This is a genomic window from Flavobacterium caseinilyticum (assembly GCF_004349085.1).
GTDB lineage: Bacteria > Bacteroidota > Bacteroidia > Flavobacteriales > Flavobacteriaceae > Flavobacterium > Flavobacterium caseinilyticum.
This window is the reverse complement of sequence record NZ_SMFM01000009.1, coordinates 150,720-158,132: the sequence shown is the minus strand read 5'-3', so window position 1 is coordinate 158,132 and position 7,413 is coordinate 150,720. Positions and strand designations below refer to the sequence as shown.

7 protein-coding genes are annotated in these 7,413 nt (G+C 37.5%); 3 read left to right on the top strand and 4 right to left on the bottom strand.

Going from position 1 to position 7,413, the window contains the following annotated elements; translation table 11 throughout:
- Nucleotides 1-301: 301 nt before the first annotated feature.
- From E0F89_RS15395 to E0F89_RS15385, 3 genes are read right to left on the bottom strand one after another with little or no spacing between them, the layout of a single operon-like run.
- Nucleotides 302-934 carry a conjugal transfer protein TraD gene (locus tag E0F89_RS15395; RefSeq protein ID WP_131910620.1) on the bottom strand — a complete coding sequence of 211 codons (633 nt, stop codon included), beginning with the start codon at nucleotides 932-934 and terminating at the stop codon, nucleotides 302-304.
- A gap of 2 nt (nucleotides 935-936) precedes the next feature.
- Nucleotides 937-1,353, bottom strand: a complete 417-nt coding sequence (locus E0F89_RS15390) for a DUF3408 domain-containing protein (protein WP_131910619.1) — start codon at nucleotides 1,351-1,353, stop codon at nucleotides 937-939.
- A 4-nt stretch (nucleotides 1,354-1,357) separates the two neighbouring features.
- The gene (locus E0F89_RS15385; RefSeq protein WP_131910618.1) at nucleotides 1,358-2,125 is read right to left on the bottom strand and encodes a ParA family protein; all 768 of its coding nucleotides are present in this window, start codon (nucleotides 2,123-2,125) and stop codon (nucleotides 1,358-1,360) included.
- A 723-nt stretch (nucleotides 2,126-2,848) separates the two neighbouring features.
- On the opposite strand from E0F89_RS15385, the gene mobA reads away from it, so the two are divergent.
- Nucleotides 2,849-3,280, top strand: coding sequence for a conjugal transfer protein MobA (mobA, locus tag E0F89_RS15380; protein WP_131910623.1), 432 nt, complete (start codon nucleotides 2,849-2,851; stop codon nucleotides 3,278-3,280).
- A gap of 7 nt (nucleotides 3,281-3,287) precedes the next feature.
- Entirely contained in the window at nucleotides 3,288-4,589 is a 1,302-nt protein-coding gene (mobB, locus tag E0F89_RS15375) for a conjugal transfer protein MobB (protein WP_131910617.1), read from the top strand.
- Nucleotides 4,590-4,615: 26 nt separating this feature from the next.
- Here mobB and E0F89_RS15370 read toward each other — a convergent pair whose 3' ends face one another.
- Complete coding sequence (locus tag E0F89_RS15370; protein WP_131910616.1) at nucleotides 4,616-5,173, bottom strand: hypothetical protein; 558 nt, start codon at nucleotides 5,171-5,173, stop codon at nucleotides 4,616-4,618.
- A 210-nt stretch (nucleotides 5,174-5,383) separates the two neighbouring features.
- Between E0F89_RS15370 and mobC the strand changes: the two genes are divergently transcribed.
- The gene (mobC, locus tag E0F89_RS15365) at nucleotides 5,384-7,405 is read left to right on the top strand and encodes a conjugal transfer protein MobC (RefSeq protein ID WP_131910615.1); all 2,022 of its coding nucleotides are present in this window, start codon (nucleotides 5,384-5,386) and stop codon (nucleotides 7,403-7,405) included.
- Nucleotides 7,406-7,413: the final 8 nt, after the last annotated feature.

Here is a 7,413-nt window from a genome sequence, read left to right as displayed (position 1 = left end):
TCTTTACCGTATTCCTAGAAAGGGATAAGTAGCTACTTATAAACAACTTACTCTTGCCGTTACAATAGAATTTAATTGCTTTTCTAATTTTACTCATGTCTGTTATTTTGTTTGCCATAATCCGTATTTTTTTAACGAATGTATGGTGCTAACAACATGAAAAAGTTAGTAGTTTTTAATGGTCAATTGTACCCCAAAATCAGGTGGTCAATTTGCACTGGAAAGTGGTGGTCAGTTTGCTCCGAAACTGGTGGTCAATTTACACTGGAATAGGGTGGTCAATTTGACCGGTTTTTCCAGCCTACACAAACTCCCCAATATCAAAATCCTCAAAATCATTTTTCCGCAAAAAGAAAGAACCGGCATCTGTTTCAGAAAAAAGGCTCCCGTCTAATAGCTCAGCTATTTTACGGGAAGCACTTTCCATAGAATTCTCCAGTAAGGTGAATAATTCGGTTCCTTGTATTTTCTGAACTATAGCAACTGCTGTTTCCTTTTGAGATGGCTCCAATTTTTCTTTTTGCAGCAGCATCCCCACGGAGCTTAGTTCTTCAAAGGTAACCCCTTGGGCAAAACCGTTATCCCCACTAGATATTCCATACCTGTTCCATTCTTCTTCCTCTTCCTCCAAATCAGCTATATTTCCAAAAACTTTGTCCAGTTCTTCCTGTGGAATTTGTATATCGACATCTTCCTCGTCGATTTCAATATCAAAATTATCCGTTTCTTGCTCCTGGTTTTTATTTTGTCTTTCAGTGGCACTTATTGGCACTGAAAGACTTCTCATCGGTTTGGGCTGCCCCATGATATCGGGCAGGTTCGGATTAGTTTTTTCCTGTATTGGTTTTTGCTCCTCCCCTTTCCTGATGACAATCTTATCCTCCAACAACAGCCCAATAACAATCAGTAGGCATATAACGATTACTGTTTCCATAATTATAAAATAGGTTTGTATTTATCATTGAAACTTGTGGTAATCTGCTCGCCGAACTCCTGAAAATGATATTCGAGAAGATTGTCTAAGTAGGCGTAAATGGTTATCTTATCTTCGCCTATTACCTGTACGATCCGAGACAGTTTCTCATGGAAATCCGGTCGAATATATACCGTTTTGCCATCACGGGCATTGGTACCAGGTCTTTTGAAAAATATACTTTCGTAATCCTGTTCATTTACTTTTTTGGTTCTATTACGTTCCTTCAGTAAAGGTTTTTCCTGTAACGGTTTCATAGGAGCTTCGGGTTCTTCCGGCGGAAGTTGCAACCCTTCCTTTTTTACTCCATCTACCATTAAATTCATCATTAGCTCTTCGTTGATTTCAGGAATAGCTTTTTTCTTATTGTCTTTTTCCATACTATTATAATTGAACGATTCTTAAAAATTCCGTCATAAACTGGTCTAAGCGGCAAGCTTTCATCAAACGTTCATCGGGAGGCATTAAAGTTGAACGAAAAACGGTCTTGGCACCGGCTTCGCTCTCCTTGCGGAAACGTGTGCTGTTCATGATAAGGCATTGCATCAGACTTAATCCCAACTCATCAATCAATTTATTATAAACATCATACAAGGGCGAGCGTTCACGACCATCTACCTGATTCCAAAACAGGTTAATGGTTACAATGGAGGTTTCTCCTTTTTTCATAATAACATCCTTCATCAGCTGGGTAAAAATGAGCGTACTTTCCATAACTACACGATCTGCTATGATAGGTGTGAAAATATGGTGCATCCCCGCCAGAGCTTTCAAAATACCGGGAGTGTTTACTGTACCCGGAAGATCAAAAAAGATAAAATCAACCGGAAAAGAAATGGATTCTAAAAAATCATGCGCAGCTTCCAGTACACCTTCAGCTTTATGTTGAATGATTGGATAAGCTTTTTTGTTAATGGTTGTAAATTGTTTGAATGCCACCCTTTTTAAAAATTCATTTTCCATCACCATAGCCAAATCACGGGTCTTCATTTTCATTAAACTATGTTGTGGAAAATCGGCATCGAATACGGCTACATTGTAGCCCAAGCGATAATGTAGCGTACTGGCCACAAGTGCCGTAAAGGTGGTTTTGCCTACACCTCCCTTTTGGGAAGAAAAAGCAATGAATACTGTTTTGTGTTCTGTTTTCATTTTTAACTGTATTTAATTATTTACTTATATCGTTGCGTTGGTAGATACTTATCTGCTATTGCCTATACGTATGCAGTTTTGTAGAAAGCTATGTGGTCATTTAAACAGGTATTGCTCTGCTTAAATACTAACATATGTACCTCTATTTTTAGGCAGCTATACATATAGGTTTGTATCATCAGACCAAGTTATATGCAAACCCAAGTCTGTAAATATGCACATATACAACTATATGATTTCATATCCTCAACTGCATCTATCCACATCCGTACGCTTGTACATACACAAGTGACTACATACATAATTAAGGAACTACATACCAACATAGTTATCTGTTTACATCCGCTTGCAGGTACAAAGAAATGCAGATATATACGTCCTTATTCTAAGGTGGAACGAATTGGCGTTCATTGGCACTGTTTGGCACTGCAACACAGCTCAATGCTCTACTGAAGAGGAGTTTACTTTGTAAAGTGATTTTTATTAACGGACTTATGCAAAAATATTATGAAATATCAAGTAAGAAAGTGAACGGCCCGAAGCCGTTTATCCCTGCTTTATTTAATCCGTCCCGAAGGGCGGATTTTTGTGTTCACCAGAACACGGCAAGTTGTGTTTTGAGGCACTCGAAACTGAGTTCGTGCCTCAAAACAACTTGCCCTGCTGGGGGCTGAAAAGCCTTCCGAAGTCAGGCTTTTTACTAAAGTTAAAAATGGATTAATGATGAACGAAAACAGTAACAGAAAACAGAATAAAGGCGGACGGACGCCCAAGAGCAATCCGAGTATTCACCGCCACGTTTTTCGCCTTACGGACGAAGAAAATGCGAAATTATTATCGCTTTTTGAAGCATCGGGAATGGTCAATAAAGCAAAATTTATCATTTCCGTATTGTTTGGAAGAGAGATTAAAACGGTCAAAATAGACAAAGCTGTGTTAGATTTTTATATGAGGTTAACCTCTTTTCACAGTCAGTTCCGTTCCATTGGCGTTAATTATAATCAGGTCGTAAAGCTGTTGTACCGCAATTTTTCGGAGAAAAAAGCAGCAGCTTATCTCTACAAATTAGAAAAACAAACGGCTGAAATGGCAGTATTATGTCAAAAAATTATTCAGCTCACAGAAGAGTTTGAAGCAAATCATTTGAAAAAATAGTGTTGAAATGATAGCAAAAATCGGAAGAGGGAGCAATTTATACGGAGCTTTGGCATACAATCAGCTCAAAGTGGAGAAAGAAAACGGGCAAATTCTGTTTGCCAATAGAATAATTGAAACACCTAATGCGCAGTATTCCATTGCTCAATTGACCCAATCTTTCGAACCTTATCTGATAGCCAACCGCAATACTGAAAAACCAATTTTACATATTTCACTCAATCCTGACCCGAAGGATAATGTAAGTGATAAAAAGTTCAAACTGATGGCTCAGGATTATATGCAGGAGCTGGGTTATGGGGAACAGCCTTTTGTAGTATTCAAGCACACGGATATTGACCGTACCCATATTCATATTGTATCGGTTTGTGTGGATGAAGAAGGCAAAAAGATTTCGGATAAGTTTGAAAAAAGAAGGTCTATGAAGGTATGCCGTGAACTCGAAAACAAATATGGATTACTATCGGCTACGGAGAAAGGACATCGGCAGAATGACAAGATTTTTCGTCCTGTTAATTACCAAACAGGAGATATAAAAAGCCAGATTGCTTCGGTTGTCCGGTATCTGCCTAAGTATTATAAATTCCAGACGTTGGGGGAATATAATGCTTTGCTTTCCCTGTTCAATATTACCACTGAAAAAATAGAAGGCGAACTGCAAGGAAAAATCAAGCAAGGCTTATTATACTTTCCTTTAAATGAAAAAGGAGAAAAAGCTGGGCATCCACTCAAGGCTTCCCTATTCGGTAAAAATGCTGGGCTTTCGGCTTTGGAATTACATTTTGCAAAAAGCAAAGAGGCTTTGAAAGACCACCCGACAAAGCCAACCATTAAAGCTACTGTTACCATTGCCCTGCAATCAACAAGTGATGAGCAGGCTTTTAAAAAGCGATTAGGCGAACAGGGCATTAACGTAGTGGTACGGAGAAATGACAAAGGGCGTATTTACGGAATAACTTTTATAGACCATAATTCTAAAGCAATTTGGAACGGATCCCGATTGGGAAAGGAATTTTCTGCCAATACCTTTAATGATTATTGGAACCATAATATCAAACCGGAAATAAAAAGGCTTAACGAACCTCATCCAAAAATATCTCAGCACAACGCAATGAAAGATCCACCAGCCGAAAAGCCCCATGAATTATTCGATTTCCTAAACAAAGAAATCACCGCTTCCAGCACAAATGAAACTAGTATGATGGAAAGTTTTGGAGGACTGTTGCCTGAGGCACAAGGAGAAGATTACGAAGAACAGGACTTTACCAATAAAATGAAGAAGAAAAGAAGACGTAAGAGAGGTAAGTAGGTTTTACGTTTATTATGAATTCCTTATTATAAAAACACTTTCAATCCCAATGCATAGCTCCAGTACAAAATCTTCGGAGCAGTTGGTGTCTTGAACTGATAAATACCATAGACATATAATGAAAAAAGTATAAATGCTCCCCAACTCAACCCAATACACAATATACTTTGTCGTTCTGTCAGATTGAACATACCTGCAACGAATGATTTTATTATGAGTGCTGGAATAATACAGCATATTAACACACATGTTACCCAAGGTAATATCCATAACTTCCTGTTCTTTGCTTGCAAGCCAATGATAGTTCCTTTAAAAAAATAAATAATGCAGAAAATAAAGTAGGTAAATAATAGAGAGAGACCCCAAATTTTAAATTTGTCGGTTTCTTCTCCCCAGAACTTTTGAGACAGTAAAAATCCTGCATAAAAAAACATACCGAAAATAGCAGCTATTTTTAAGGCTAGAATAAAACCCCCAACGATTACAAACATTAGTCCAGTAGCAGAATCACTTTCTTCTCTTTTCTTAGCTATATATTCATCTTCACTTTCTCCTGGATCAGCATCAGGATTATTCCAATTCATATTTTTCTTCTTTAATATTGATTATCAAATTGATGATGTAACCTAAAAATTTTTCAAGAGTATAAATTTACTAAAAAATCATAATAAAATCCGAACCTAGTTGGAGCTCCTTAACGCCAAACACTGTCATGCATCGCTAATGTCTGCCACTTTTTTGTAACCATGCTGCACTGCCTTTAAATTAACAACCGAACATTTAATAATTATAAAATGCAGGGAGAAGACGATTTAAGAGGATTAGCCAAGATAATGGCTTTTATTCGGGCAGTGAGTATCCTTTTAGTACTAATGCACCTTTATTGGTTCTGTTACGGTTTCTTTATGGAACGTGGCTGGACATTAGAAATCATCAACAAAATCTTAGGTAATTTCGACAGAACGTCGGGCTTGTTTTCACACATCTTATATACCAAAGTCTTTGTTTTGATATTATTAGCATTAAGCTGTTTGGGAACAAAAGGCGTAAAGAATGAAAAGATAACTTGGACAAAAATTTATGTGGTTTTGGGAATTGGTTTTGTACTATTCTTTCTTAACACATCATTGTTAAAACTATCATTAAACATCGCTACATTTCTCTATATCCTTACCACAGGTTTGGGCTATATCTCCCTTATGGTAGCAGGAATTTGGATAAGCCGTCTGCTCCGTACCAATTTGATGGATGATGTTTTCAATAATGAGAACGAAAGTTTTCAGCAGGAAACTAAGCTAATGCAAAACGAATATTCCGTGAACTTACCCACCAAATTCTGGTACAACAAAAAACAGCACAATGGTTGGATCAATATTGTAAACCCTTTTAGAGCGACCATTGTATTGGGTACACCCGGTTCGGGTAAATCGTATGCTGTAGTAAACAACTATATCAAGCAGCATATTGAAAAAGGTTTTTCAATGTATATCTATGATTTTAAGTTTGACGACCTATCTACAATTGCCTATAATCATTTACTAAAACACACTGATAAGTACAAGGTAAAACCGAAATTCTACGTCATTAATTTTGATGACCCTAGAAAAAGCCATCGTTGCAATCCCATAAATCCAGATTTTATGACCGATATATCCGATGCTTACGAATCGGCCTACACCATCATGCTAAATCTTAACAGGAGTTGGATACAAAAGCAAGGGGATTTCTTTGTAGAAAGCCCGATTATTCTTTTAGCGGCTATTATATGGTTTCTTAAAATCTATGAAAACGGCAAATACTGCACATTTCCACACGCCATTGAACTGCTCAACAAAAAATACGCTGACGTCTTTACAATCCTAACCACCTATTCGGAATTGGAAAATTATCTATCACCCTTTATGGATGCCTGGCAAGGTGGCGCGCAAGACCAGTTGCAGGGACAAATAGCATCTGCGAAAATTCCTTTGTCAAGAATGATCTCACCGCAATTGTATTGGGTTATGACAGGAGATGATTTTTCACTGGACATCAACAACCCTAAAGAGCCGAAGATACTATGTGTAGGTAATAATCCTGACCGTCAAAATATCTATTCCGCAGCGTTGGGTTTATACAATTCAAGAATTGTGAAACTTATTAATAAAAAGGGACAGCTTAAAAGTTCAGTCATCATTGATGAATTGCCTACCATCTACTTTCGTGGATTAGACAATCTTATAGCCACTGCTAGAAGTAATAAGGTGGCCGTTTGTTTGGGCTTTCAGGATTATTCACAATTAACCCGTGATTATGGAGACAAAGAAAGTAAGGTTATACAAAATACCGTGGGCAATATATTCAGTGGTCAGGTGGTAGGAGAAACTGCCAAAAACCTTTCGGAACGTTTTGGTAAGGTGTTGCAGAAAAGGCAGAGTTTGTCAATCAACCGTAATGATACGTCGACATCCATTTCCACACAATTGGACAGCCTCATTCCTGCATCTAAAATTTCTACATTGACCCAAGGTGTTTTTGTAGGGGCTGTATCAGACAATTTTGATGAACGTATCGAACAGAAAATCTTCCATGCTGAAATTGTTGTAGACAATGATAAAGTAGCTGCTGAAACCAAAAACTATCAAAAAATACCGGAAATACTATCTTTCGTAAACGAAGCAGGAGAAGATATGATGAAGCAGGAAATCGAAGCTAATTACAGACAGATAAAATTGGATATTATTCAGGTAATTGAAACTGAATTGGAGCGTATTAAAAATGACCCTGATTTACAGCATTTGGTGCAAAAGGATAGTACAAAAAGAATCAGCCAATAAATGTAGCT

Bases quoted from the DNA above. Each gene is read 5' to 3' on its own strand.
- E0F89_RS15390 (WP_131910619.1), bottom strand. From the start codon at position 1,353: ATGGAAAAAGACAATAAGAAAAAAGCTATTCCTGAAATCAACGAAGAG.
- E0F89_RS15385 (WP_131910618.1), bottom strand. From the start codon at position 2,125: ATGAAAACAGAACACAAAACAGTATTCATTGCTTTTTCTTCCCAAAAG.
- mobB (WP_131910617.1), top strand. From the start codon at position 3,288: ATGATAGCAAAAATCGGAAGAGGGAGCAATTTATACGGAGCTTTGGCA.
- E0F89_RS15370 (WP_131910616.1), bottom strand. From the start codon at position 5,173: ATGAATTGGAATAATCCTGATGCTGATCCAGGAGAAAGTGAAGATGAA.
- E0F89_RS15395 (WP_131910620.1), bottom strand. From the start codon at position 934: ATGGAAACAGTAATCGTTATATGCCTACTGATTGTTATTGGGCTGTTG.
- mobA (WP_131910623.1), top strand. From the start codon at position 2,849: ATGAACGAAAACAGTAACAGAAAACAGAATAAAGGCGGACGGACGCCC.
- mobC (WP_131910615.1), top strand. From the start codon at position 5,384: ATGCAGGGAGAAGACGATTTAAGAGGATTAGCCAAGATAATGGCTTTT.